A 23,888-nucleotide genomic window follows, 5' to 3' on the forward strand; every position below is an offset into this window, starting at 1 on the left:
GCTCCAGAGGGGCCGTCCACCTGAAGACCTTGCCCCCGGCGTCCCATTCCGCCGTTCCAGGGCTGCCACAACACCGCCGGTCAGCAACTGGTCCGGCGTTCGAGCGTCCCCGATCGCCCGATTCCGCTGGCCGGCGGGACGGAGCGCCCTCAAGACTCTGGGCGTTTCCGATCTCTGAACGGAGAGACGCATCATGCGGTTATCACCGGTGCCACGAACGAGCACCACATCCCGATCCGGCCCGCGCAGCTCACGGTGGGCAGCGGTCCTCACCGCGCTGCTGACCGTCGGCCTGCTCGTCGGCGTCGTACCCGGGCCGGGCGGTCAGGCGGCGCGGGCGAACGGGAAGCCGGCGGGAACGCCGCGGCAGGCCGCCGACAGGGCCCCGTCGTTCGCCACGTACAACATGGAGGGATCCAACCGCGGGCAGCGCTGGACCGGTGAAGCCGGCCCGTTGACGGAGCAGCACGAAGTCCTCGCCCTCCAGGAGGTCGGCAGCGGCCCGCCCACCGACGCGCACGGCACCCAGCCCGAGTCGATCCCCATCCCGATGGACGTGACGCGGCCCGCCGGCCTGCCGCGCTCGGTCAACCACTCGCGGTGGCAGTACGGTCGGTCGACCGGTGACGGTGGCCGGCCACCGCGCCACGTGTACTACCTGCAGACCGACCCGCAGCACAGCAGCACGACAGGGCGGGACGCGTGGACAGGCGGCCGGGTCAACCTCGCGATCGTCACCGCCGAACAGGCCGACGAAATCCGCGTCATCGAGAACCCGATGTACAACCCGAGCGAGACCAACAACGCGTACCGCTTCCGCCGGGCCCTGGGCGTGCGGATCGGCAACACCGTCTACTACAACGTGCACGCGCGCGGCGCGGACGTCGGCGGACTGCTGCGGGGCATCCGCGACGCGACCCGGCCCGGTGAGCGGTGGGTCATGCTCGGCGACTTCAATCTTGACATCCGCCACCGCAGTGACGAGCAGGCCCGGAACCAAAGTCTCCACCTGCGCGCCGGCGAACAGCTGGTACGGCCGAACAGGGCCACGCACCAGAACGGCGGCGAGCTGGACTACGCGATCACCTACGGCATGCCCCGGTACACCGCGGGCTTCCCTTCGGGGCGCGGCGCGGACCACTACCCGGTGCAGTTCGCACCGCACCCCGCTCCCGTGACGCCCGCACCCGCCCGCGCGACCCACACCTTCTCCTCCGCCTTCGAGAACGCCCGGACCGGGTGGGTCATGAGCGTGACGAACGACGGCCGTGTGATCAGCGGCAGCGACCGGTTCGACGACCGGCAGCGGTTCCGCATGGGAACCGTCGAGGGACACTGGTACCGCTTCAACTACGGTGACAGCCCGCCCGGCGCCTCCGCCGCCCGCGGCGTCCTCGCAGACCGGGCGGCGAGGCCCCGGGGATGCCCCGGTCTCAACCCGTGGCTGCCGCTGCAGGTCCTGCTTCTGCCGTGCGAGTCGAAGAACGCCCAGTGGCAGCCCGAGTCCCCCGAGGAGCCGGACGGCACGCTGATCTGGCGCAACTCCGCCCGCCCGGAACTGTGTCTGACCGGTACGCCGATGCTGGAACGCGTTCTGGCCCTCCCGTGCGACGGCAGCCAGGCCCAGCGGTGGTGGGACAACTCCCGAGCCGTGGAGGAGAGGACCTGGGAGCCCGGGGAGAGCAAAACCCGGTTGCGCGCGTCGAGCGGCCTCTACCTCTCCGCCCGTGACGGGGGCAAGAGCGACGAGACCGAGCTGACCACCTACAGCCATGGGGACACCTCGCGCTGGGACATCGAGTACGCCGGTCCCGGTGACAACATCGCGCGGATCAAGGGGATCGACAGCGGCAAATGCGTCGACGTCCTGGACAGCGACGATTCCGGTATCGGCACCACTTCCGTACTGGGTGACTGCGGTACCGGTAACAGCAGGAACGACGGTACGGGTCGCCGCTGGCTGGTGGAGACCTACGTCGACGGCTCCGTCCGCCTGCGCAACGAGGCCAACCACCTGTGCCTCGTGGCGCCGCTGAGGGAGACGGAGGACGTGACGGTCGACGAATGCGGCCCCGAAGCGCGTCAACGCTGGACGATCGCACCGTGACGCCGTAGCGGCGAAGGATCCGTAGTCACGACACAGGTCAGAGCCCGGCTGTCGGGTGGCGGCGTGGCGGGTCGCCGGGCGGCGGTTCTTCGAGCCCGGCGGCCTGCACGTGCCGGCATTTGGCCTTCGTCAGGACAGAAAAGCGAGCAGCCGCTCGTTCAGCTGCTTCGGCTCGGTGAGCGGCAGGGAGTGATGAGTCGCCCGGGGGAGTACTGCCACCTCTCCCTGGGAGAGCATCCGGCGGGCCCGGTCGGCGACCTTGGCAGCGTGGTGGGCCCGGCTGTGTTCCGCGAGCAGGACCAGGACCGGCATGGAGAGGTCGGTGGTCCGAGGCCGGGCACCGGTGACCAGCTTCCGGCCGGGCACGGTGGTGGCCAGCGCGTAGAGGCGCTGCCAAGCCTCGTCCGGGTGTGTGCCTGCCGTCTCCCAGGCCAGGAAGGCGCGGGCGCGGGCCTCGCTCGGACGGATCAGGGTGGGCAGTGCGCGCAGCAGGTAGCCGAGGCGGAATCCGGCGAAGACCTGGGTGGGGTCCACCAGGACGAGGTGGTCCACCCGCCGTGGTGCGTGCAGTGCGTACCGGGCGGCCAGCCAGGCACCGTACGAGTGACCACACAGGTGTGTGCGGGCGAGCCCGAGGCCGTCCAGCAGCGCGTCCAACCAGACCGTCAGATCGTGGGCGCTCTTCAGCGGTGTGCCCCGGCGTTCGGTACGACCGGCGTCGCCCAGCAGATCCACCGCGTGAACCCGGCATCGCTCACCCAGAGCCGGCGCGTTGGCGAACCAGGCGAGACCGGTGGCGGAGCCGCCCGGCAGCAGCACCAATGGACTGCCGTCCACCGGGCCGTACACATGGACCCGCGTGCGCCCGCACGGCGTGGGGACGTCGCGCTCCTGTGTGGACTCGGGCCAACGGGCGCGAAGTTCGTCGTAGGCAAGGTCGAAGGCGGGCAGGGACACGGGCATTCCTCTCGCCAGGCGATATTCTCGTTCAGCGAGATATTACGAGTTCGATTCGAGGAGGGCGCATGGGCGATCAGAGCCCGGCGATGGGATTGGTTCATCTGCTGCGCGCGGTCACCGTGGAGTTCGACCTGCTCGGTGCCGAGTTCGCCGCACGGCACCAGCTGCATCCCACCGATGTGCGCGCGCTGATCCACCTGCTGGACGCGGCACGCACCGGTACGCGGGCCACGCCCGGGTGGCTCGGCGAGCAACTGCGACTGAACTCCGCCGGGACCACTGCCCTGGTGGACCGGCTGGAGCGGCTCGGACTGGTCCGGCGCAGCAGGGACACGGCGGACCGGCGACGCGTGCTGCTGGAGGTGCGGGAGAAGGCCACGGAACTCGGATGGGCCTTCTTCGGACCGGTGATCAACGAGGTGGTGGCGGTCGCGGAGGATTTCGAGGCGGACGAGTTGGAGACGGTACGTCGCTTTCTGACTGCGGTACTGGAGTCCGCAGGGCGGGCAGGTTCGGACTGAAGGGTTTCGGCGTGACCAGTACGTCCGTTCAGGCGAGGGCCGAGGATGTTCCCTAGGGCCATCGAGCCGGTTCGGCCAGTGGGTCAGGGCCCGGAACCGGGATCTGGATGCACGGGCCTGGTGATGCCGGCTCGTACCGCCTCCAGTTGGGCCGCGAAGGCCACACCCAAGAAGAGCGCGACGCCGGCCAGATTGGCCCAGAGGAACAGGGCCATCAGGGCGGTCAGCGGCCCGTACAACGAACCGAAGGACCCGCTGTGCCCCACGTAGAGGGCCAGCAGCCAGGTGGTGGTGATCCACAGGACGAGCTGTACGGCGGACCCGAACGCCAGCCAGGTGTAACCGGGTTGGTCGCGCCGGGGCGCCCACCGCAGGACGACAGTCGACGCGATGCAGGCGAGCACCACGCCCACCGGGACCTTCCCCCAATCCCACCAGCTCAGCCACGCCCCGGGCCAGTCGAACACCTCCGCCAGCGCCTTGCCCACCGCCCCGCCGGCCACCGTCACGAGAAAGCCGAGCACCAGAGGCCCGCCCGCGCCGACCGTCAGCAGTAGGCTGCGGCCGTACTTCTCCAGGAAGGGCCGGTCGCGTTCGATCCCGTAGATGCGGTTGCAACCCCGCTCGACCTGGCCCATGGCCGATGCGAGGTTCAGGAGGGCGAAGGCGAGACCCAGCCACATGGCCACGGTGCCCGCCGTGCCGGCACCGGCATGCGAGCGGGTGGCCACCAAGCCCTCGCGCACGAGCTCGTGGCTGGCCGCCGGAACGATCTCGCCCAAGGTCAGTTCGATCAGCCGTCCGACGCTTTGGGTGTGGACGGCCGCAGAGACGCCGACCAGGGCGATGGCGAGCGGCACCATTCCGATGACCAGCTGGAAGGCGAGGGCCCGCGCGAAGCTGAACCCGTCGGCGTAGCGGAAGCGCAGGAACGCGTCGGTCACCAGCCGGCGTCCCCCGTAGCGGCGCAGGGCGCTCCAGGCTTCGTCGCCGGACAACTCGTCACCGATCATGTCTCTCGTCTGCGGTACCCGCACCACTGTTCCCATGCAGGAGATGTGCTCCGCCGGCCGGTTTCCATGCGGCCGGGGAGCCATCGTGTGCAGGGGACTGCGCTGCGGTTCTCCACAGCGCTAACCGATGTCATCACCGACCCCGACATCGGCACCGATATCGACCGTGGAGGTCACCTCCGCGACGGAGCTTCGCTGCGCGGACACGCACCCCCCACGACGACCCAAACGAAACCGTCTAACTGGCGACGATGGCACCGAGGATCATTCCGCCGATCAGGCCGACGGCACCGACTATCAGGGCGATGGTGGAGAGCCGTTCGTGTCGAGCGAATTTGGCGATGACGGCCAGGATCAGCCCGCCCAGCCCGAACACGATCGGCAGGAAGAGAAAACCGATCGCGCCCAGCACGATCGCGATGATGCTGAGAACGTTCTCGCTGGCACCGCTCTTGGCCGGGGTGTGGTGCTGCCCGACGGGCTGGTTGCCGTACGGCGTAGTCATCTCTCGCTCCTTCGAATCGGTCGCTCCTGGATCCGACCCCAAGCTGATCGGCCTCCTAGCGTCCGACTGCCCCGAAATCCCCTCCGCAGACGTTGAGTTGACTACGTAGCTGCCCACTGCACCCGGCTCGGCACAAGCGCACGTGCACAGCACGCCGCGTGTGTCAGGCCAGCAGTGCGGCGGCGTGGCAGCGTGCCTGGTGCAACCAGGAGGCGCGGGTCTCATCGGAGGAGTCGGTGAGCGTTCGGAAGACGAACCGGCGAACGTCGCCAACTCCTGCGTAAGGCAGGATGCATGACGCCCAGATCCTTTGCAGCGGGTCTCCGAACTCGGCCTCTTCGCGGTCGGCGGGGGTATCCGAGGTGTTCAGGACGAGGGCTCGGCCCGCTCTCAGCAGCCCTTCGGGCTCCCCCTCTGGGGTTCCCAGTTTGTAGGCAACACCGGGCGCGAGGACACGCTGCACCCATCCTGCGAGGACAGCGGGTGGCATGCCCCACCAATTCGGGTGCACGAACACCAAGGCGTCAAGTGTGGCCACCTCCGCCCGATGAAGAGCCACCTGCGCATCGTGAGTGTGGGTGGCGGACCGGACCGTATCCGTCTCGTCGGCGGTCAACTCAGGTGCGAATTTCTCGGCGTAGAGGTCATGTGCGAGGACCTCGCATCCGAGGTCGCGCAGGTGTCGCACAACGGTGTTGTACACGGCGTGGTTGAAACTGCCAGGCCGTGGGTGCGCGAGGTAGACCCCAATACGCGGCATTCGTCCCCCAAAGAACATCGGTGTCGTCAACCGAGCGGGGGATTGCAGACGCTCCCGCTCGGCTGATCATCATGGCCGGTGAGGACTGCTCATGGAACCGGTTGACAAGATCCGCGTGAAACACATTCAGGTATAAATCGAGTGCGGGCGTGCCGGTGCGTGTTCCGCCCCAGCTGGAGCTCCTCCGCGCCGCGTACTGCCACCCCGGTTTTCCGGGGCCCGGTCGCCGCGATCACCTGCGTTCGAAGCCCGCTCTCCGGAACGATGGCTGCGGGGGAGACTTCGAGGGCGGGCGCGCAGGACGGCGTCGACGGCCCCTCGCTGACACGGGTACAAGCTGTTCACGCCTACCCCCACGCTTTGCGCCACTCAAGCGGCGCTTACCCTAGCCGCGGTATCAGCGCGTACGGGTCGACATCGTCGGCTTCGGCGGCCCGGGCGTCTACGTGGCCCGCAACCTCCTCCGCCACTTCAGAACCCGGTAGTCCCCGGGGCGGTCAGCCCCGGTGCGCAGCCGGGCCCCGACGCGCGCCGGTCCAACGCACGCCGGACGGACGTACGCCGGACGGGCGCGCACCCGACCGACGCACGCCCGTCCGGCGACCGCCGACACCCAGACCTTCCGTGACTTCTTGAGATCAGCCGGGACCGCCTGCCCCAGGCGGTCGTCCAGCGGTGAAGGGACGACGATGAGCACCCCCCAGAAGGCAGCCAACGACGACGAGCGGTCCGACCCGCCCATCAGCACGATCGCGGGCACCGGGGCCGCGGGCTTCGCGGGGGAGAACGAGCCCGCCCTGACGGCCCAGTTGAAACCACAATTGAACAAGCCGTACGGGATCGCGATCGACAGCACCGGCATCCTCTACATCTCCGAGTACGCCAACCACCGCGTCCGCAAGGTCACGGCGGACGGAACGATCAGCACGGTCGCCGGGAAGGGGACCGCGGGCTTCGGCGGTGACGGCGGTCCAGCCACCGCAGCCCAGTTGAACGCGCCGTTCGGGCTCGCGGTGGACTGCGTCGACGCCCTCTACATCGCCGACCACATCAACCACCGACTGCGCAAGATCGCGTCGACGAAGATGGCCGGGCTGCCCGATTCGGGCACCGTGGTCGCCTGGGCCAATGTCCGCAGCAGGCTGCGGATGGGGGTCCTGCGCGAGTCGATCAAGGACGGGGCCGAGGTCCACCAGACCCTGGTCGCCCCCGGAGACCACCAGCGGTGGCGCCTGGTCGCGGCGGGCCAGGACAACGGCGAAATCCTGTACAGGATCGAGAACGTGCGAAGCGGCAAGGCCCTGGAAGTCGTCGAGGCGCAGGAGTCGGCCGGGGCGGTGGTCGCACAGCGCGCCTACGAGGGCGGCGGTGCGCGTCACCAGCAGTGGCGCCTGATCCCCGTGGGACCGGCGACCGACACACCACGGGTGTTCGAGATCGCCAACGGGAACAGCGGGCTGCTGCTGCGGGTCGGCACCAACGCGCGCACGGTGATCAAGCAGGCCGGCGCCGAAGGCGACCACCGGGGCCGGCAGTGGCAGCTGCACCCCGCGTGAGCCCCGTGGCCCACGGCCCCGGTGCCGACACCGCTCAACCGCGCTCCCTACTGGCCCCGAGGCGCCCGGCGGTGTGGAAGACCGCCGGGGCTCCGCGGGTGCCGTCACGGTGGGCAACCGACTCCCGAAGGACAGGTCAGCAGGCCCCGAGGTCCTGCCACACCCCCCACTCCCCGGTCGTCCCCGGCTCCTCGCCCGTCGTCCACCACTTGGCCTTCCAGGTGTGCCCCTGGTGCGAGACCTGCTGGCCGCCGGTGTAGACCGTCGACTTCGCCCACGGAGCGGCCGTGCACTCGGGGACACCGCCGGTGACGGTCAGGACGTACGGCGTGGAGTGCAGGGCCGATGAGCTGGTCCCGGTGATGTTCAGGGTGTACGTGCCCGAGACGGTGGCCGCCGTGGTCTTGACGGTCAGTGTGGAGGAGCCGCCCGTCGTCACGGAGGCGGGGCTGAGGGTGGCGGTGACGCCGGCCGGTGCGCCGCTGACGCTCAGGTTCACGCTCTTGGCCTGCCCCGCCGTCACCGCGGTCTTCACGGTGGAGGTCGTCGAACTTCCCGCCGTGACCGACCCGTTGGCAGGGGTCGCCGTCAGCGAGAAGTCGTCGGCCGGCGTGGTCGTACCACTGGTGAACGGCGCGAAGATGTGGGTGAAGTCCCAGGTGTCCTGGGGGATCGACGAGCAGCTGTCGTTGGCCGGGGCGCCTGGGCAACGCCCGTTGTCCCGTTGCAGGGCCCAGAAGGAGAGGGTGTTGATGCCTTTGGCGACGGCCCAGTCGTAGACCTGGGTGGCGTTGGCGAGGGTGAAGGTCTCGGCCGGGCCGAAGTCGTCGACGCCAGGCATCTCGGTGACGCCGATCATGCCCCACAGCTGGGCGGGCGTCTTGGCGGGATAGAGCTTGGCGAGCTGGTTGTACAGGCCCTGGGCCGCGGTCTCGGTGTCGTTGGCCATGTTGTGGGTGGCGTTGTCGTAGTAGTCGAAGGTCATGAGGTTCGCGACGTCGACCCGCGCGCCGTTGGCCACGGCGTTCTTCAGGACGGCGAGACCGCTCGCCGCCAGGCCCTTGGTGGTCGTGGGGAGCGTGTACGAGAACTGGACCTGACGGCCGTTCGCCGCCGCCCAGTCCTGGACGATCTTGATGGCCTTGTTCCTGCGGTCCACGCCCGCCGCGTTGTCCAGCGAGTCGACCTCGATGTCCATGTCGAGGCGGGAGACGTCGTACGTGGTGATGACCTTCTCGTAGACCGCCGCGATCTGGTTGACGTCCGTGCAGCTGTCGGCGATCTCGGTGCCGGTGGTGTCGGCCGTGTAGCCGCCGAAGGAGGGGATGACGTCGCCGCCCGCCGCCTGGATGGCCTTGATGTCGTTGCCGAAGGAGGAGGCGGCGATGGGGGTGGAGGTGTCTCCGTTCCAGAGCGCGGTGCAGGACCCGGCCTTGGCGGTCTGGATGAACGCCATCGTCAGGTGCTTGGCCCCGGACTGGGCGGCCAGTGCGGCGGGGCTCTCGCCGGTCCAGGACTCGAAGTACGGGGCGAAGACGCGGGCGGGGAGCGGGGACGCGGCCTGCGCCGTACCGTCGGCTTTGCCGGCGTCGGCGGCCTGGGCCGTGCTCAGTCCGGTGGCGGTGAGGCCCGCCGCGGCCAGCGTGACGACGGCGGTGGTGAACAGGGCGCGGACGGAGCGTCTGCTTCTCATGGCGGTCCAAGGTGTGGGGGACGGGTGCCGGCCTCTCTGCGGTGCGGCGGCAGTGACTAGGGAATAGCCCCGCCGCCAGGGGCCGGTCAATGGCCTGGACCAATACAGGACTAGACCAATCTCGGCCCGGTCGCCCGCTCCGGCGGTCGCCCGCAGGCAGATGCGCGGCCGGTGAACTGGACCACTTCTCTACGGTTTTGCCATCCCGTGAGGGTACGGACACCCGCAACCGGACCGCCCCGCGCCCCCGCTACGACCACCGCGTGCCCAACACCGGTCTGCCGACGGTAGATTGAGGATCAACGACAGGCGGGAAGTCCTGTCGCCGGGGGAGGCACGAGGATGCAGGGGACGGTCCTGGACGGCCGGTACACGCTCGTGGAGCGCATCGGCGCGGGCGGTATGGGCGAGGTGTGGCGGGCAGAGGACTCGCGGCTCCAGCGGCGCGTCGCCGTCAAGGTCCTCAGCACGCCGCGCGGCACGACGCAGGCCGAGGCGGAACGCTTCCTCGCCATGTTCGTGCGCGAGGCGCGGGCCGCCGCGGCCCTGGACAGTTCGTACATCGTGCCGGTCTTCGACCACGGGTCGGCGAGCGGCGTCCCCTATCTGGTGATGCCGCTGCTGTCCGGCCGTACGGTACGGGAGCTGGTCCTGGACGCCGGTCCCCTCACGCCACAGCGGGTCGCCGTCATCTCCGCGCAGGTCTGCCGGGCCCTCGCCACCGCGCACCGGGCGGGCATCGTCCACCGCGACATCAAACCGGCGAACGTGATGGTGACGGACGAGGACACGGTCAAGGTCCTCGACTTCGGCATCGCCAAGTTCCTCGACGCCACCACCACGGCCGGATATCTGACGGGCACCGCCGACGCGCCCGTCGGCACCCTGCACTACATGGCCCCGGAGCGCTTCACGCGCGGTGCCGACGACGGCTCCTGCGACGTGTACTCGCTGGGCTGCATGGTGTACGAACTCCTCACCGGCGCACCGCCGTTCGACGCCGACTCCGCCGCCGCGCTGATGCACGGCCACGTGTACGAGACCCCGGACCGGCTCTCGGCGCGCCGCCCGGATCTCGCCCCCGAGTGGGACGACCTGCTCGGCCGGATGCTGGCCAAGGAGCCCGGCGACCGGCCGGACGCGCGGGAGGCCAGGGACGCCCTGCAAGCCCTGAGCGAAGTGGACCCGAGAGCCGCGGCCCAGCACCGGCCGGCCGCCCCCGGCTCCTACCCCCTCGCGCCGCCGCTGCCCCCGATGCCGCAGGCTCCGCCGCCCGCGTCGGCCGTAGAGCCGTCCCCCGCGCCCTGGGCCCCCGCCACCGGCCCGACTCCGTTCACCCACACATACCCCTCCCCGCCTTCGCCTGCGGACGGCCGCGTCCCACCCCCTGCCGGCTTCGGACCGCCCTCTGCCCCCGCCACCGGCAGATCGCGGGCCAAGGTGTGGGGCATGAGCGCCGTCGCGGTGCTGGCCGCCGGCGCGCTGGTGACGACTTTCACGCTCCTCGATCCGTTCGGGGACGACGAGAAGAGCGGCCGGAAGGAGAACCAGAGCCAGGGCGAGGGCGGATCCGGTGGCCGCGGGATCCGGGCCGACAAGGTGACCGAGGCCAAGACGCAAACCCTGAGCGTCGGCACGGCCGCCGACTCCAAGGGCCCCGCACCAGCCGTCGCCGGCGCCCGCAGAGGCGGCCGGGTCACCGTGCTCGAACCGGCGGAGTTCGCCTCGCTCGATCCCGCCCTGATGTGGCCCGGCGGCGCCGACGAACAGCTCGCACACCTCGTCTACCGCAGCCTCACCGCCTTGCGTACCGATGCCGAGGGCCGCGTCAAGGTCGTCGGTGACCTCGCCAAGGACGCCGGGCGGACGACCAACGGCCGCGACTGGACGTTCAAGCTCAAGAGCGGGCTCACCTACAACGACGGCAGACCCGTGCGCGCCGAGGACTTCCGGTACGCCATCGAGCGCACCTTCGCCTCCGACCTGGCCGGCGGCGACCGGACCCTGCGCACCTTCCTCTACGGACCCAAGGGGGCGGACGCCAAATCCGCGAGGAAGAGCGCGATCGAGACACCCGACGACCGCACGATCGTCTTCCACCTCGCCGGCTCCCACCGCGACCTCGACGTCATCCTCGCGGGTCCCTCGGGGACACCGCTGCCGGAGGGGACCACCGGCGGCCTCGGCGGCCTCAAGGCGCTGCCGTCCACCGGCCCCTACCAAATCAGTGACCCCGTAGACCCCAAGAACCTCACCCTCACCCGCAACCCCGAGTGGCGCAAGGACACCGATCCGGTACGCGGCGCCTACCCCGACGGCTACCGCATCCAGACCGGCCTGGGCGTCGAGGAGATCCGGCACCGCATCGGCGCGGCGCGCAAGGGCGAGGCGCTGATGACCTTCAGCGGCACCGACCAACCCGTCGGCATCCAGGGCCCGGCGGGCACCGCCGAGTCCGTCGAGGCACCCACTTGGCACACCCAGTCCTACGTCATCAACACCGAGCGGGTGAAGAACCTCAAGGTGCGCAAGGCCATCGCCGCCGCCCTGCCCAGGGACCCGATCCTCAAGGCGAGCGGCGGGGAAGGGAAGCTGATCTCCCACTTCCTTCCGCCGGGGGTGCCCGGCTCGACCGGCTTCGACGGCGACGACCCGCGCAAGGACGGCGACCCGACCAAGGCCCGGCTGCTGCTCCAGGAGGCGGACGAGCTGGGCTACCGCCTGACCCTCGCCCACCCGGAGACCACCACCGACAAGCAGCGCGCGGAGGCCGCCGAACAGGGGCTGAAAAGGGCCGGCTTCGAGGTGACGGTCAAACAGGTGCCGACCGCCTCCTTCTGGAGCGGCGCGGCGAGCGGCAAGTACGACATGTTCCGCATGGCCGTCGGCGGCGGTATGCCCACCGCCTCCAACTACCTGCCCGACTATTTCGACGGACGCAACACCACCGGGAAATCGAGCAACTACAGTCGGCTCGACGACAAGAAGGTGAACGCGGCGATCGACGCCGCGAACGCCGCGAACGATCTCAAAGAGGCGGGCGAGCGGTGGTCCGAGGTGAGCCGCCTGGTGATGGAGCAGGCCGCCACCATCCCGGTCTACGTACCGAAGCGGACCTATCTGTACTCGCCGGCGCTGCGCGGGCTGCGGGTCGACCTGAGCGGGCTCTCGCCGATCAACGCCTACGTACGAAAGTGAGCCCGACCGCTGCTCATGAACGCCATGGCCAAGATGTTCGTCACGCAGGAACTTTTGGAGGGGGACAGCACACATGAGCCACAACCAGCCCGGCCCGTACGGCCAGCAGCCGCCGCAAGGCCAGCAGGGGTGGGGCCCGCCGCAGCCTCCCGGCCCCTACGGACAGCAGCCCTCCTCCGGTCAACAACCCCCCTACGGGGGCGCGCCAGGCGGCTTCCCACCCCCGCCACAGACCCCCAAGAAGAAGACGGGCCTGATCGTCACCGGCGCGGTCCTCGCCCTCGCGGTGATCGCCGGCGGCGCCTACTTCCTGCTCGCCGATGACGGCGACGGAGACAGCGCGAACAACAGCGCCGTGTCCGAAAGCACCAAGGGCTACACGCTCGTCGCCCCCGAGTCGGTCGACGACTACCGGAAGACGGGCCCCGGCACCACGTCCGGTGAGCTGACCGCCGAACAGAAGAGCAAGGCCGAGGACCTCGGGGTGAGCAACCCCCAAGGCGTGTCCGGCATTTACAACGCGCCCAGCACCGACCCCGACGACCTGACGAAGACCGGCGGCAAACGCCTGACCTTCGACGGCCTCTACGGTGACATCGACAACCCCGCCGAGGCACTGGACAACTACTTCGCCCGCCTCGACGAGCAGAGCCCCAAGGGCGGCGCCAAGGTCAAAGGGATCCAACTACGCCCCGTCGGAAACCCCGAGACCGTGCGTCCCACCGGCTTCAAGGGCGCGCTGATGAAGTGCCAGGACGTGAAAGTCACCTTCGACAAGGGCGCCTCGCCCGCAGGGAACGCGGCCAAGGAATACCAGTTCCCGGTCTGCGCCTGGTCCGACTACTCCACCCTCGGCGGCGCCAACGTCTTCGCCCTGGCACAGTCGATGACGGGCGGCAAGGCCGCCTCACAGAACGAGGTCGCCGCCCTGACCGCCAAGCTCTACAAGACTGCCCGCCAGAAGACCTGACAACACCCGGCTCACCTGTCCAAACTGCGGCTGTGCAAGGTCTGCTCACGCGTCGGCGAACACCTGAGCCAAGCGCCCCTCGCGTCCGGGACACCTCGTGAACGCTGTTGTAGCCGACCGAGGCCACGGCCGTGGCGCCGGGATGGACGGCCCTGCCCGTGCCGCCCACGGCTCGAACGAGACCTGGGCGGCCGGGTTTGAGCACGCCGCCGACGGATGCACCCACCGGTGGGACGACAAGGCGCGGACCCGCGACACGCCCTCCCGGACACCGGTGACCGGGGCGGGCCCGGCAAGATGCACTTCATCGGCGGCGGAGTGGAGTGTTCTCGCCCTGCCCCTGGACCCTGCAGACCTACCAGGACTTCGCCGCCGTGCCGGCGCCGCGTGGATCGTCGGCGAGAAGACCTCCTTACTTACGACGCCTCTGGCAGCGCCGGGATCTTGAGAAGGAGAATCGGTTCCAGTACTGGCTCTACCGGGATGACGCAGTCCACATCAGCTCGCCCTGACCAATCAACGGTGCGGACGGCCGCGACGACACCGGCCGGACGGTCGCCCCGCAGCAGCTGTCAGTCGGCAAGAGGACGCGATACGACCGCACCCCCACGGCTCCGCCGCCGTGGCCGACGACCGCCATGGACGATTGGCGCCGCAACTACGCAGATGAGCCGGTCCGCCTGAGCATCACCGCTATGTTCAAGAGCAGCGAGGGGATCGTGCCGCTAGAAGTCCCCGTCACCATCGAGGGCACAGCGGGTCGGGGGTCGGTGATGTGGTCGCAGCCGCTCAGCATCGGCGCCAGCTCCCGCGCGCACCCGCACAGCGCGCACAGCCGCGTCCCCGGGGTCTCCGCGACGTCCAGTGCCTGCTCCACACCGAGCAGCGGTGCGCCCAGCGGCGCTTCATCGCAGTCCGGCGCGTGCAACAGCCTCCGGGCCGGGCCCGTCCCTCGCGAACCTTCGTCGTGCCAGCACCTCAGAAAATGCGAACTCAGGCGCTCGACAAATGCGGAGACCGGCCGGCGGCCTGTCGAAAGTTGGGGGAACGGTGTCCTCGGCGCGGGTCCCTGTCACTCACAGGGATAGCTGGTGATGCGGACGGTGTACGCCGAGGAGACCCAGCGGTTGGTGCTCACCTGACGGAATCCGTTGGTGGTGGACGCCGACGCGAGGATCGTGGAGCCGTTGGCGTAAGACCCGACGACCGAGTAGCTGGTGCCGGGACCGCTACGGATCAGCAGACCGCCGCTGGCGTTGACCCTGTAGTAGCACCGGGTGGCGAGCGGACCGGCCGGCGCGAGCTCCACGGCCGCGCCCGTCGTCCGGGCGGGTGCGGCGGCCTGGGCCGTGAGACCGCCACCGAGCAGCGCGGCGGCGGACAGGGCCGTCACGGCCGCCGTGCGAGCGACGGAGCGACGCGGTGACATGGTGCGGCGTGCTGCTGCGACCGTCATGGAATCGATTCCCCTTGCGTCATCGGTTCTGGGTGCGGAACACGTACGTAGGAGCAGCCCGGGCCGCCGAGCGGTGTCACCTCTCAACGTCGGATACCGGAGCCGCGCACCACGCTAGCGCCGTCGGGGCGAAGTCAGCCGCCTGGCCCATGAGAACTCCCCAACCGGAAGGGTGGACGTTGCCCGTTCTGGTTCCGGTTGGAGAGAAGGAAGTACCGAAGGCGCTGGGGATCTTCCAGGGGGCATTCGCGGAAGACCTGTTGCGGATGCTACGCCTCACCGACTCGCACGACCGGTGCACGAGGGACACCCTTAACGCCCTCAAGGGCGAGGGGAGGTCTGAGTGGAGATGCGGCTGGAGGCGAACCAACAGCTGTGGGTGCTCACCGAGCGAGGACACAAGGAAGCGGGGGGAACTGCTTTTGGAGGTCGACCGCGTCAACGAGCTGATGGCGAAGCTGCGCCGCTACACCGACTGGTTCGAGCTCCTGGCGCCGAAGGCCGACCCGACCAGGGAGAAGGCGGGGCGGGCGGCAGGATGCGGCGGTGCACGACTGCTGACTGTGGTCCCGGGCCTATCCGGCGACCGGCGAGAGGGGTACGTACCGGTGGCGTTCGTGTTCACGGGGAAGACCGCCGCGCAGCCCGAGAGCCGGATGCGGTACCTAGAGTGGAGCGCCCGCCGCTACTTCGCTGCCCCCCCCGCACCCGTGGGCTCAGTTCACGGCCGCCGACGACCACTAGGACCTGTCTCCTCGATCACGAGCGGAGCCAGATGAGGAGTGCAGCGGCGGTGACGGTGCCCAGGTAGACGTATCCACGCTTGTCGTAGCGGGTAGCGACGCCTCGGAACTGCTTGATCTTGTTGATCGCCCGCTCGACAGTGTTCCTCGCCTTGTACCGGGCCTTGTCGAAACTGGGCGGTCGGCCTCCGTCTGAACCTATGCGTCGTCGGACGGACTTGGTGTCGCTCTTCTCCGGGATGACGTGCCGGATCCCGCGTCGTCGCAGATAACGGCGAATCGGTCCGTTGCTGTACGCCTTATCGGCGCCGACGCTGTCTGGCATCTGCCTCGGCCGGCCCGCGCCGAGCCGGGGGCCCCGGATCTTGCCCATGACCGGCTCGAACTGGGTGCAGTCTGCCCGCTGACCGGGCGTGACAATCAGCGAGAGAGGGCGGCACCTGCCGTCCACGCTCAGGTGGACCTTTGTGGTCAGTCCGCCGCGGGAGCGGCCGAGTGCTTCGCCTGCCGCACCGCCTCCGCCAGGAATGGGCGCAGGCGCAAGTGCGCGCGCACGTGAACTGATTTTTGCGCGGCCCCCTTTGAGGAACTCGGCGGTGCTGGTGGCAGGCCTATCGGAGCCCCTGCTGCGTGCGGGTGAGCGCGGATCGAGGTGGAGTCGATGTTGATGTTCCAGTCGATGTCGCCCGCTGCGTCGGCGATGGCCTGGACGTGCTGGAGCAGCCGCTCCCAGGTGCCGTCGGCCGACCACAGCGCATGGCGTTTACGGATGGTCTGCCACGGGCCGAAGCGTTCGGGCAGCTTGCGCCACTGGCAGCCGGTGCTGAGCCGGTGGATGATTCCGTTAATCACCTGGCGGTGGTCGCGCCACCGGCCGCACCGGCCGTTGCTCCCGGGCAGCAGCGGCGCGAGCACCGCCCACTCGCCATCTGTGAGGTCCCCCCTGCTGAGCATGACCAGATCAACGAGTCACTGACCATAGAGACACCTTCGCGCCGAGGCGGTATGCACCAGCCCGCTCGAATCCACAGCCTGCCGTGCCAGCTGTGGGGGCGACCAAGCGACGGCGCTCATGCTTCCAGACGATCCAGCCAGGCGTCCTGGCCGTCCGCCAACGGGAAGGCCAGGGGCAGCGGCTCGAAACGGCAGTGGAACGTCATGCCGTTGTCGCCCCCCGCGCCCGTCACGTGGTGGTCCCACGCATCCGGGACGTCTGCGTCGGCGTCCACCTCCAGTTCGAAGAAGGTGGTGTGGCGGGGGAAGCGGCGGATCGGGTGCGGGGTGTGCTCCTCCGCGAGAGGGCGTAGCACCCGCACGCAGGTCAGCCCGCACTCCTCCGCGACTTCCCGCAACACTGCCTCTTCCAGTGGCTCCTCCGGGGCCACACCCCCCGCCGGGATGTGCGTGCCGGGCGGCAGGTCCGCGTCGTGGTCGAACACGAGCAATTGCACCGAACGTCCCGCGCGTCGGCGCAGGACGTAGGCAGCAACCCGGATACGCAACGTCAACTCCCGCATTCCCGCAGCGTAGGGGTTACACATCCCTCGATCGCGAGGGATCCCCCTAGATCGAAGAGACAGGCCCTAAATGAAAACAGGCCTCTCGTCCGGTAAAGCCCCAGCTCAGGAAGTGTCGCCCCCGCGCTCGCGGGGATGAACCGGCCGGTGAGACGGCCGCCGAGTACGACAAGGAGTCGCCCCCGCGCTCGCGGGGATGGGCCGATGCAGTCGAGACCACAACGTGGGGCAGAGGGTCGCCCCCGTGCTCGGGGATAGACCGGCACATCGGTGTGCGTCATCATGAGTCGCCAGGTCGTCCTCGCGCTCGCCTTGCTGGCCGGCAGCTCCTGTCTCAGCGCCGGGCCGCGCCCGTTCAGCACCTGCTCGATCGGCGCCGCGCTAACCAGGTTCAGCCACACCGCTGCTCCATGGTGCGGTGCTGGGCGGCGATGCCGAAGGCCCGCTCGACGCGCTCGGTCGCACCCGATGTCACGCGGTCGATGTGTCGTGCCTCTTGCTCGGGAAGTGCCGTGAACGGCCCCGAGGCGTGGGTGGTGCGGGTGAGGAGCCACAGTGCGGCGTACGGCGCCGTCCTGCGCCCGGTGTACCGCCACCGCCGCGGATCGAGCGTGCCCCCGGACGCGAGGACGTTGCGGCGCGCGGTCGGCGGCCGGCCTCGCGCGCGTAGCTCGTCGGGAGTGCGGGACGACGACGGCGCGCGCGGTCGGCGGTCTCGACAAGGACGGCCTCAGTGGCGCGCATCGTGTCGTAGATGTGGAGGTGGGCGGGGACGGGGTGGACACCGATCTGCCCGCGTTGCCGGGCTCGGCGCCCGCAGGGGTCGAGCCGGCGATCTGCCGTGTTCGCGGATACGTATGGTGACCGCTCGCTGGCCCTGCGGCTGGGGGATGCCCTAGGTCTCGTCCGGGAGGTTCCTCCGCCTTCGTGAGGCCGGTCGACTACCTGGTCCTGGCGTTCGCTTTGGTGCGGGCCAGCCGGTAGGCCTCGGTGCCGGTCTCGATGAAGGGGGCGTTGAAAGTGAGTCGGTCGACGATGGCCGTGCAGAGCCGTGGATCGGTGAACGTCTTTGAGCAGCCGGTGAACGCCTTGAGGCGGTCTGTTTGGCTTGTCGCTCCTTTCGGCCGCTTCTGTTTCCGCCCGCCGGACGGCAGGATTCACCGATGTCGATGAGTGAGACGGAACTGCTGGCTCTCCTGCGTGAACTCGACGACCCCGAGCGGCTGGAGTGGCCGCTGAACTATGACCGCGCCGCAGCGAGCCTCGCGTTCGGCAGGCTGGTACGCCGGCTCGAGACGGAGTTCGGGACCCGGTGCGAGTTCGAGCAGGACACACAGGACGCCAGCGAGTACGGGCGTGTTCGCGTGCCGGCGGATGCGACGACCTGTGGAACGCGGATCGTGGTCTGCGTGAGCAAGTTCGGTTCGCTCGCCGAGGTCTGTGCCGACAACCCGGGGGCCTTCCTGGGCACGGAAGAGGCCCGCGAGGGAGGGGCACTGGACCTGGCCAAATCCGATGGCTGGCAGCTCCGGGGCGGGCACGTCCTCCTCGATGGCGGTGTGGTCGGGCAGGAGGTCGGCGACGGCGGTACGGATCGCACCGCGGCTGACACCATGGTCACGGACGAGGGCGGCGATGGAGCGGCCTTCCAGGTACGCGGTGCGTACGTCGTCGGTCTTCGTGGCCGCCCCGGCGGGGCGGTGACCACCCTTGTTGCCCCGCCGCATCGGACCTCGGGTGTCATCTAACCCTGGTGCCAGCCACCATCGGATCGGAGCCGCTGTCAGGTCCCGAAATCACTGGGTTCATTGGGCGACCGCCGCCCCTGTGGTCATTTGATGGCCTCGGGAGCGGACGCGGCGCGGGTGGACCCCGAGGGGGGCGCGAGGAACCCGGTGCGCCTGAACTCGTGCAGGTAGGTGTCGAGCAGTTCGGCATCGACGGGCGGGCAGACGAGTCCGCTGTCCGCGAGTGCGGCGTCGGTGTTGCGGCGGCTGAAGGTGGGGAAGACCCCGTCGGTGTACATCTGCTTGACCGAGACCTCGCTGTCACGAGCCGGTTCGACGAACATGGCGACGTATGGGGCCATGGGGTGGTCGGGTATCCGTGCCGTCAGGTCGGTGAGCATCTCTGTCCATGTGTCGTAGGGCACGGTCCGCACCGGGTAGCCCATGGCGGTCAGGCGTTCAACGAGCAGGGGCAGACGGGCTGCGCGGGGGTTGGTGAGGTGGTACACGCGTCCGTCGGGGTCCTGGTGGGTGATGATGTGGGTGATCGCGTCGGCGGTGTAGTCCACCGGCACGAAGTCCAGCGGCAGGGCCATGTCCGGGGCGAGGGCGGTTTCGGCGACGGTGCGGAACAGGGCGCACATCATGGTGTCGGTGTTCCACACGCCCCGGCCCACGGTGCCGGTCACCTCGTAGGGGCGGTGGACGGCCACCGGCAGACCGCGCCGGCCGGCCTCGGCAACGAGGTTTTCCGCGACCCATTTGGTCTCGGGATAGCCCAGGGACAGGCGGTCGGCGTGGTCGAGCGGGGTGTTCTCGTCGACGTGTCCGGCGCCTGCGGTGCCGAACCCGGCGATCACCGCGATGGTGGAGATGTAGTGGAGCGGTTTGGTGGTGTGCTCGCCCGCCAACTCCAGCACCGTGCGGGTGCCGCCCACGTTGACCGGCGCGAGCGCGCCGTAGGGGTAGGCGAAGTTGACCCGGGCGCCGCAGTGCACGATCAGGTCGGTCTCACGGGCCAGCCGGTCCCAGTCGCCTTCGGACAGACCGAGGTGCGGCTCGGCCAGCTCTCCGGGTACGGGGACGACACGCCCCAGCAGCGGTTCGGGGTCGAGCCCGTAGCGCCGCATCCTGGCGGCCAGCCGCGCGAGGGCCTGCGGTGGATCGTCGGCGCGAATCAGACAGTGCACGCGCTCCACGCCTTCCCGCAACAGCCGGTCTACGAGATAGCCCCCCAGGAACCCGGTCGAGCCGGTCAGCAGAACCTGCCGAGGCGCCCGCGGAGCGGCCGTCGCGGGCGCGGTGTACCGCAGGTCCGCATCGAGTCGGCTCTCGGCCGCGAAGTCGATGTCCGCGCCGGCGGACTCCTCGTGGCCGTCGAGCAGGTCCCGCACCGTCGCGGCGAAGTCCCGCAGGGACGGGTCGGCGACCAGGCTGCGGATCATCGCACGCCCGAACCCGGCCGGTACCTTCAGCCGTTCGCGTACCGCGGCGGTGACCTGAGTGGCCCGCAGCGACGTACCGCCGAGAGCGAAGAAGCGCATGTCGCGGGCGACTGTGTCCTCGTGGAGAACATCGCGCCACACATGGGCGAGGATTTCCTCCACCTCTCCCCGGGGCGCCTCGGCACGGGCCGCCGACATGGCGGGCGTGGCAAGGGCGGACAGCGACCTGCGGTCGACCTTGCCGCTTGAGGTGAGGGGGAGCGCGTCCACCAGGGCGATCCGCGTCGGCACCATGTAGCTGGGCAGCCGGTCGCGTACATGCTCATGCAGGCGAGCCACGAGGGCCTTGTGCTCACGTCCACCCTGCGCCACGACAGCGGCCACCAGCCGCTGTCCCGCCCCCTCTCCGACGACGTCGACCGCCGTCTGACGCACATGCGGATGTGCCGACAGTACCGACTCGACCTCGTCCAGCTCGACGCGGTAACCGCGGATCTTGACCTGGCGGTCGCGCCGCCCGAGGAACTCGAGCGCCCCGTCCTCGCGCCACCGTGCCATGTCGCCGGTGCGGTAGAGCCGTCCGCGTATTCCCTCGGGACTCCACCGGTCTTCGAGGAAGCGTTCCGCCGTCCTGCGCGGGTCGCCCAGGTAACCCAGCGCCACCCCGTCGCCGCCGACCCACAGCTCGCCCGTCTCGCCGGGGGCGGCGACCGTGCCGTCCTCACGCACCACGTAGGCGGTCGAGCCGGCGACCGGCACCCCGATGGGCACGTTCTCGGCCTGCGGTGCCAGGTGGTCCACCCGGCACACGGTGGACAGGGAGGAGTTCTCGGTGGGCCCGTAGCCGTTGAGGAAGGCACCCGGCCGGCCCTCCGCTAGTACGGCGCGTACCGCGCGGGGGCTGAGCACGTCGCCACCCGCGATGAGAAGACGCAGCCCGGCGAAGAGGTGCGGTGCGAGGTGGACGTGCTGGTGGAAGAGGCCCGCGCTCAGCCACATCACGCTGACGTGCCGACCGCGCACCACGTTCTCCAGTGCCTTGGAGTCCAGCAGGTCCGAGTCCTGGGTGAGGAGGAGGCAGGCGCCGTTCAGCAGGGTGGCGAAGATCTCGAAGCAGGACACGTCGAAGGTCAGGTCGGTGGTGGCGAGAACGCGGTCGTCGGGCCGGATGCGCAGCTCCCCCGCCCCGCGGGCCAGCCTGGTCTGGCCGCGGTGGGGACACACCACGCCCTTGGGGGTGCCGGTCGATCCGGAGGTGTAGATGACGTACGCCGCCTCACCGGCGGCGCGTTCGCGCCACCACTGCGGATCAGCCTCCTCGGGAACGGTGAACAGGTCGTCGGCGCGGACGGCGGTCGTGGCGTCCGGTACCTCTACGGGCCCGTCCGCGCCGTGTACCGCCACCCGGACTCCGGCGTCGCGCAGCATCAGGGTCAACCGGTCGGCGGGCTGGTCCGGACCGACCGGGAGGTAGACCCCGCCCGCGTGCAGGATCGCGAGGATGGTGGCCACTGCCGCCGGTGACCGCCGCATGACCACCGCGACCACGTCCCCGGCACCCACTCCGCATGCCCGCAGTGCCGTCGCGCCGCGCCGGACCTGTACCGCCAGCTCGCGGTAGGTCCATGCACCGTCCGCCCACTCCACGGCCGTTGCCTCGGGCCGGGCGTCTACCTGTTCCGTGAAGAGGAGCGGGATGCTGGCCGTCCGGGGATGGCCGGTGGATACCTGGTTCCAGCTACGGGCATGCTGGGGTAGGGGGGTGGGGGTGATGTCGTTCGGCATTGCCACGCCGACTCCTCTGGTTCGTTTGGGTGGTCAGGTCGTTGTCCTGGGGCGTCACCCCGACAGGGGGCCGGCGTGGTGACGGGGATGGTGTGCGTGCCGGCCCGCCGGGGGCCCGCGCGGAAGCGTCAGGAGCGAAACACCGGACCGCGCACGGCGTCGCCGTGCCGAGGGGAGTCCCACTCCGCCGCCCGGGCGGGCCCCTGGCGCGGTGCTAAGGGACACCGGTACCGGCTGTCCTACGCGGGGCTCCTCTCGGCGACGATGCTGTGGGCCGAGGCGTCCTGGCGCAGCAGGGCGACGGCCAGATCCGCGGCCATGCCCCGGATCGCCTCCAGAGGCGGGCTCGCCTTCTCGGGGAAGTGGACGTCGATGTTGCTCTTCAGCTCCAGCACCCACCGGGCGGCGTCCTCCGGGCAGGGCAGCACCCGGTCGTCCCGGATCCGGAATCCGCCGTCCCGCAGGACCTCGGTGACGTAGCGCAGCGACTTGCGGTGCCGCAGCGCCAGATGGTCCGCGTTCGCGGGCAGATCCGGCTCACGGTCCAGGAACTCCTCGGTGTAGAGCGTCTCGGAGACGACGAACAGGGACCCTGGCCGCATGCGGCGGGCCAGCGCCTCGACTGCGGTTTCGTACACCTGTGGGGGGAGGTGCGTGATGACTCCCCGGGCGATCACGAGGTCGTAGGGCTGCTCCCGGTCGGGCAGCTCGGCGATGTCGGCGGCGTCGCACAGATACAGGTGGACACGGTCCGGCCGGGGCACGTCGCGCACGAAGCCGGCACAGTGGGCGAGCTGCTGGGCGCTGATGTTCATGCCGTCCAGGCGCGGGCAGTCGGGATAGACCTGCGCGAGGTGCCTGAGCGTCGCCCCCCATCCGCACCCGATGTCCAGGATGCGTCGCGGGGTGGTCTGGCCGGAGCCGTCACCTGTGGCGAGGGCGAGTTGCCGTTCCAGGTGCCTGCGTCCCGCCTCGTCGAGGGACACGGGGCGAGGGGAGTCCGGGTGGCCGAAGACGCCCCACTGGAAGTGCAGTTGCTCGCCCAGGACTTTCTGCCAGTCGCCCGGGGAGTCCTCATAGGCCCGGACCACGTGAGCGCGGAACGGGTCGCTGCGGTGGCTCGGCAGTACCTCATACGCCGGTTCGTCGATGCCGTTCATCGGTTGCCTCCTTGTCGGACAGGCGGTGTTGGACAGGTGACGCGGTGCCGGGGCGGCGGCCCCGGCACCGGGGTGTCACGGGCTCAGACCGTGTCGGCCGCCGCGGCCTTCCAGACGTCCAGCAGTGCGTCTGCGATGCGGTGGGCGTGGAACAGCGCTTCCTGCGGATCGTCGCCCCGGTCGAGGCCGTCCTGGGCGACGGTCAGGGCGAGTTCTGCCAGGGCGGCGTCGCCGGGGTCGTCGTAGTAGTCGAGGAACTCTCGCGGCACCGGTGCACCCGTCTCCCGCAGGCGTCGTGCGACGGCGGTGGCGCCGGAGTAGTAGACGTGCATGTCGGTGTGGGCAGCCAGAGCTGCCGCGGTCTGGCTCCCGCATGCGGCGATCCAGGACATGGCGCCGTGGAAGGAGTAGGCGCCGCTCTTCGTCGGCCGGCCCACCAGGTCGGTCTCGGTCATCTCCAGGGCCCTGGCCACTTCCCGCAACTTGGGAGTGGCCTCGTGGACGATGTGTGCCAGGGTCACCCAGAGTTCGGCGGCGGGCCGGTGCGGATACCGGGTCAGCAGGGTCCCGTACGCGACGAGTTCCACCGCGTGTGCCCGGTACTCGACCGCCACCAGACGACGCAGCGGTTCCAGGACGCCGGGCTCGGTGACGGGCGCCAGGGTGAGCGGACTGCCGGGGGCCTCGCTCGTGAGGCTCTGTCGGACGTCGTCGGCCAGGGCCTTGGCGTCCATGTGGCTTCGGGTGGTCATGTGATTCCCTTCGGTGGTCG

The 23,888-nt window shown here is 69.9% G+C and carries 16 protein-coding genes and 4 pseudogenes; 7 read left to right on the top strand and 13 right to left on the bottom strand.

All coding sequences use genetic code 11. From position 1 onward, the window contains the following. The first annotated feature begins 208 nt into the window (after window positions 1-208). Window positions 209-2,107, top strand: coding sequence for an endonuclease/exonuclease/phosphatase family protein (locus ABZ385_RS25715; protein ID WP_358913390.1), 1,899 nt, complete (start codon window positions 209-211; stop codon window positions 2,105-2,107). A 129-nt stretch (window positions 2,108-2,236) separates the two neighbouring features. On the opposite strand, the gene ABZ385_RS25720 is transcribed toward ABZ385_RS25715, so the two are convergent. Beyond that, window positions 2,237-3,070: an alpha/beta hydrolase gene (locus ABZ385_RS25720; RefSeq protein WP_358913392.1), complete on the bottom strand. Its 834-nt coding sequence runs from the start codon at window positions 3,068-3,070 to the stop codon at window positions 2,237-2,239. Window positions 3,071-3,132: 62 nt separating this feature from the next. Between ABZ385_RS25720 and ABZ385_RS25725 the strand changes: the two genes are divergently transcribed. Then, complete coding sequence (locus ABZ385_RS25725) at window positions 3,133-3,588, top strand: MarR family transcriptional regulator (protein ID WP_358696402.1); 456 nt, start codon at window positions 3,133-3,135, stop codon at window positions 3,586-3,588. 83 nt (window positions 3,589-3,671) lie between these two features. Here the strand turns inward: ABZ385_RS25725 and ABZ385_RS25730 are convergent, their stop codons facing one another. From ABZ385_RS25730 to ABZ385_RS25740, 3 genes are all read right to left on the bottom strand, one after another. Further along, the gene (locus ABZ385_RS25730) at window positions 3,672-4,637 is read right to left on the bottom strand and encodes a YihY/virulence factor BrkB family protein (RefSeq protein ID WP_358696404.1); all 966 of its coding nucleotides are present in this window, start codon (window positions 4,635-4,637) and stop codon (window positions 3,672-3,674) included. A gap of 202 nt (window positions 4,638-4,839) precedes the next feature. After that, window positions 4,840-5,106: a hypothetical protein gene (locus ABZ385_RS25735; RefSeq protein ID WP_358696405.1), complete on the bottom strand. Its 267-nt coding sequence runs from the start codon at window positions 5,104-5,106 to the stop codon at window positions 4,840-4,842. Window positions 5,107-5,269: 163 nt separating this feature from the next. After that, a complete protein-coding gene (locus ABZ385_RS25740) occupies window positions 5,270-5,884 on the bottom strand; it encodes an NAD(P)H-dependent oxidoreductase (RefSeq protein ID WP_358913428.1) in 615 nt (204 codons plus the stop codon). A 710-nt stretch (window positions 5,885-6,594) separates the two neighbouring features. On the opposite strand from ABZ385_RS25740, the pseudogene ABZ385_RS25745 reads away from it, so the two are divergent. Next, a pseudogene (locus tag ABZ385_RS25745) lies at window positions 6,595-7,422 on the top strand (RICIN domain-containing protein); the annotation flags it as partial. Between the two features lie 136 nt (window positions 7,423-7,558). Here the strand turns inward: ABZ385_RS25745 and ABZ385_RS25750 are convergent. Beyond that, on the bottom strand, window positions 7,559-9,115 hold the full coding sequence (locus tag ABZ385_RS25750) for a glycosyl hydrolase family 18 protein (RefSeq protein WP_358913394.1): 1,557 nt from the start codon (window positions 9,113-9,115) through the stop codon (window positions 7,559-7,561). 342 nt (window positions 9,116-9,457) lie between these two features. On the opposite strand from ABZ385_RS25750, the gene ABZ385_RS25755 reads away from it, so the two are divergent. Together ABZ385_RS25755 and ABZ385_RS25760 are read left to right on the top strand one after the other, a co-directional pair. Then, window positions 9,458-12,313 carry an ABC transporter substrate-binding protein gene (locus ABZ385_RS25755; RefSeq protein WP_358913396.1) on the top strand — a complete coding sequence of 952 codons (2,856 nt, stop codon included), beginning with the start codon at window positions 9,458-9,460 and terminating at the stop codon, window positions 12,311-12,313. Between the two features lie 73 nt (window positions 12,314-12,386). After that, on the top strand, window positions 12,387-13,283 hold the full coding sequence (locus ABZ385_RS25760) for a hypothetical protein (RefSeq protein WP_358913398.1): 897 nt from the start codon (window positions 12,387-12,389) through the stop codon (window positions 13,281-13,283). A gap of 766 nt (window positions 13,284-14,049) precedes the next feature. Here ABZ385_RS25760 and ABZ385_RS25765 read toward each other — a convergent pair. Together ABZ385_RS25765 and ABZ385_RS25770 are read right to left on the bottom strand one after the other, a co-directional pair. Then, window positions 14,050-14,235: pseudogene (locus ABZ385_RS25765) on the bottom strand (DUF6233 domain-containing protein); the annotation flags it as partial. A 120-nt stretch (window positions 14,236-14,355) separates the two neighbouring features. Then, the gene (locus tag ABZ385_RS25770; protein WP_358913400.1) at window positions 14,356-14,739 is read right to left on the bottom strand and encodes an SH3 domain-containing protein; all 384 of its coding nucleotides are present in this window, start codon (window positions 14,737-14,739) and stop codon (window positions 14,356-14,358) included. Between the two features lie 179 nt (window positions 14,740-14,918). On the opposite strand from ABZ385_RS25770, the gene ABZ385_RS25775 reads away from it, so the two are divergent. Next, complete coding sequence (locus ABZ385_RS25775; RefSeq protein ID WP_358913402.1) at window positions 14,919-15,518, top strand: hypothetical protein; 600 nt, start codon at window positions 14,919-14,921, stop codon at window positions 15,516-15,518. Here the strand turns inward: ABZ385_RS25775 and ABZ385_RS25780 are convergent. The 3 genes and pseudogenes from ABZ385_RS25780 to ABZ385_RS25790 all read right to left on the bottom strand — a co-directional run. Next, window positions 15,499-16,436 (bottom strand): annotated as a pseudogene (locus ABZ385_RS25780) (IS5 family transposase). The gene ABZ385_RS25775 and the pseudogene ABZ385_RS25780 sit on opposite strands and share 20 nt — an antisense overlap. Window positions 16,437-16,552: 116 nt before the next feature. Then, on the bottom strand, window positions 16,553-16,999 hold the full coding sequence (locus ABZ385_RS25785) for an NUDIX domain-containing protein (RefSeq protein WP_358913404.1): 447 nt from the start codon (window positions 16,997-16,999) through the stop codon (window positions 16,553-16,555). 941 nt (window positions 17,000-17,940) lie between these two features. Continuing rightward, window positions 17,941-18,090, bottom strand: a pseudogene (locus ABZ385_RS25790) (ATP-binding protein); the annotation flags it as partial. 72 nt (window positions 18,091-18,162) lie between these two features. Between ABZ385_RS25790 and ABZ385_RS25795 the strand changes: the two are divergent. After that, window positions 18,163-18,747, top strand: a complete 585-nt coding sequence (locus ABZ385_RS25795; RefSeq protein WP_358913406.1) for a hypothetical protein — start codon at window positions 18,163-18,165, stop codon at window positions 18,745-18,747. Between the two features lie 83 nt (window positions 18,748-18,830). Here the strand turns inward: ABZ385_RS25795 and ABZ385_RS25800 are convergent, their stop codons facing one another. From ABZ385_RS25800 to ABZ385_RS25810, 3 genes are all read right to left on the bottom strand, one after another. Next, window positions 18,831-21,956, bottom strand: coding sequence for an amino acid adenylation domain-containing protein (locus tag ABZ385_RS25800; protein WP_358913408.1), 3,126 nt, complete (start codon window positions 21,954-21,956; stop codon window positions 18,831-18,833). Between the two features lie 239 nt (window positions 21,957-22,195). After that, window positions 22,196-23,116: a methyltransferase domain-containing protein gene (locus ABZ385_RS25805; protein ID WP_358913409.1), complete on the bottom strand. Its 921-nt coding sequence runs from the start codon at window positions 23,114-23,116 to the stop codon at window positions 22,196-22,198. Between the two features lie 83 nt (window positions 23,117-23,199). Then, window positions 23,200-23,868, bottom strand: coding sequence for a hypothetical protein (locus ABZ385_RS25810; RefSeq protein WP_358913411.1), 669 nt, complete (start codon window positions 23,866-23,868; stop codon window positions 23,200-23,202). Between the last annotated feature and the right edge of the window lie 20 nt (window positions 23,869-23,888).

It is taken from the genome of Streptomyces sp. NPDC005898, from assembly GCF_040629635.1.
In the GTDB taxonomy this organism is placed as follows: domain Bacteria; phylum Actinomycetota; class Actinomycetes; order Streptomycetales; family Streptomycetaceae; genus Streptomyces.

Coding starts and splice junctions, on each gene's coding strand:
- ABZ385_RS25720 (WP_358913392.1), bottom strand. CDS start 3,070: ATGCCCGTGTCCCTGCCCGCCTTCGACCTTGCCTACGACGAACTTCGC.
- ABZ385_RS25725 (WP_358696402.1), top strand. CDS start 3,133: ATGGGCGATCAGAGCCCGGCGATGGGATTGGTTCATCTGCTGCGCGCG.
- ABZ385_RS25730 (WP_358696404.1), bottom strand. CDS start 4,637: ATGGGAACAGTGGTGCGGGTACCGCAGACGAGAGACATGATCGGTGAC.
- ABZ385_RS25735 (WP_358696405.1), bottom strand. CDS start 5,106: ATGACTACGCCGTACGGCAACCAGCCCGTCGGGCAGCACCACACCCCG.
- ABZ385_RS25740 (WP_358913428.1), bottom strand. CDS start 5,884: ATGTTCTTTGGGGGACGAATGCCGCGTATTGGGGTCTACCTCGCGCAC.
- ABZ385_RS25750 (WP_358913394.1), bottom strand. CDS start 9,115: ATGAGAAGCAGACGCTCCGTCCGCGCCCTGTTCACCACCGCCGTCGTC.
- ABZ385_RS25755 (WP_358913396.1), top strand. CDS start 9,458: ATGCAGGGGACGGTCCTGGACGGCCGGTACACGCTCGTGGAGCGCATC.
- ABZ385_RS25760 (WP_358913398.1), top strand. CDS start 12,387: ATGAGCCACAACCAGCCCGGCCCGTACGGCCAGCAGCCGCCGCAAGGC.
- ABZ385_RS25770 (WP_358913400.1), bottom strand. CDS start 14,739: ATGACGGTCGCAGCAGCACGCCGCACCATGTCACCGCGTCGCTCCGTC.
- ABZ385_RS25785 (WP_358913404.1), bottom strand. CDS start 16,999: ATGCGGGAGTTGACGTTGCGTATCCGGGTTGCTGCCTACGTCCTGCGC.
- ABZ385_RS25795 (WP_358913406.1), top strand. CDS start 18,163: ATGTCGATGAGTGAGACGGAACTGCTGGCTCTCCTGCGTGAACTCGAC.
- ABZ385_RS25800 (WP_358913408.1), bottom strand. CDS start 21,956: ATGCCGAACGACATCACCCCCACCCCCCTACCCCAGCATGCCCGTAGC.
- ABZ385_RS25805 (WP_358913409.1), bottom strand. CDS start 23,116: ATGAACGGCATCGACGAACCGGCGTATGAGGTACTGCCGAGCCACCGC.
- ABZ385_RS25810 (WP_358913411.1), bottom strand. CDS start 23,868: ATGACCACCCGAAGCCACATGGACGCCAAGGCCCTGGCCGACGACGTC.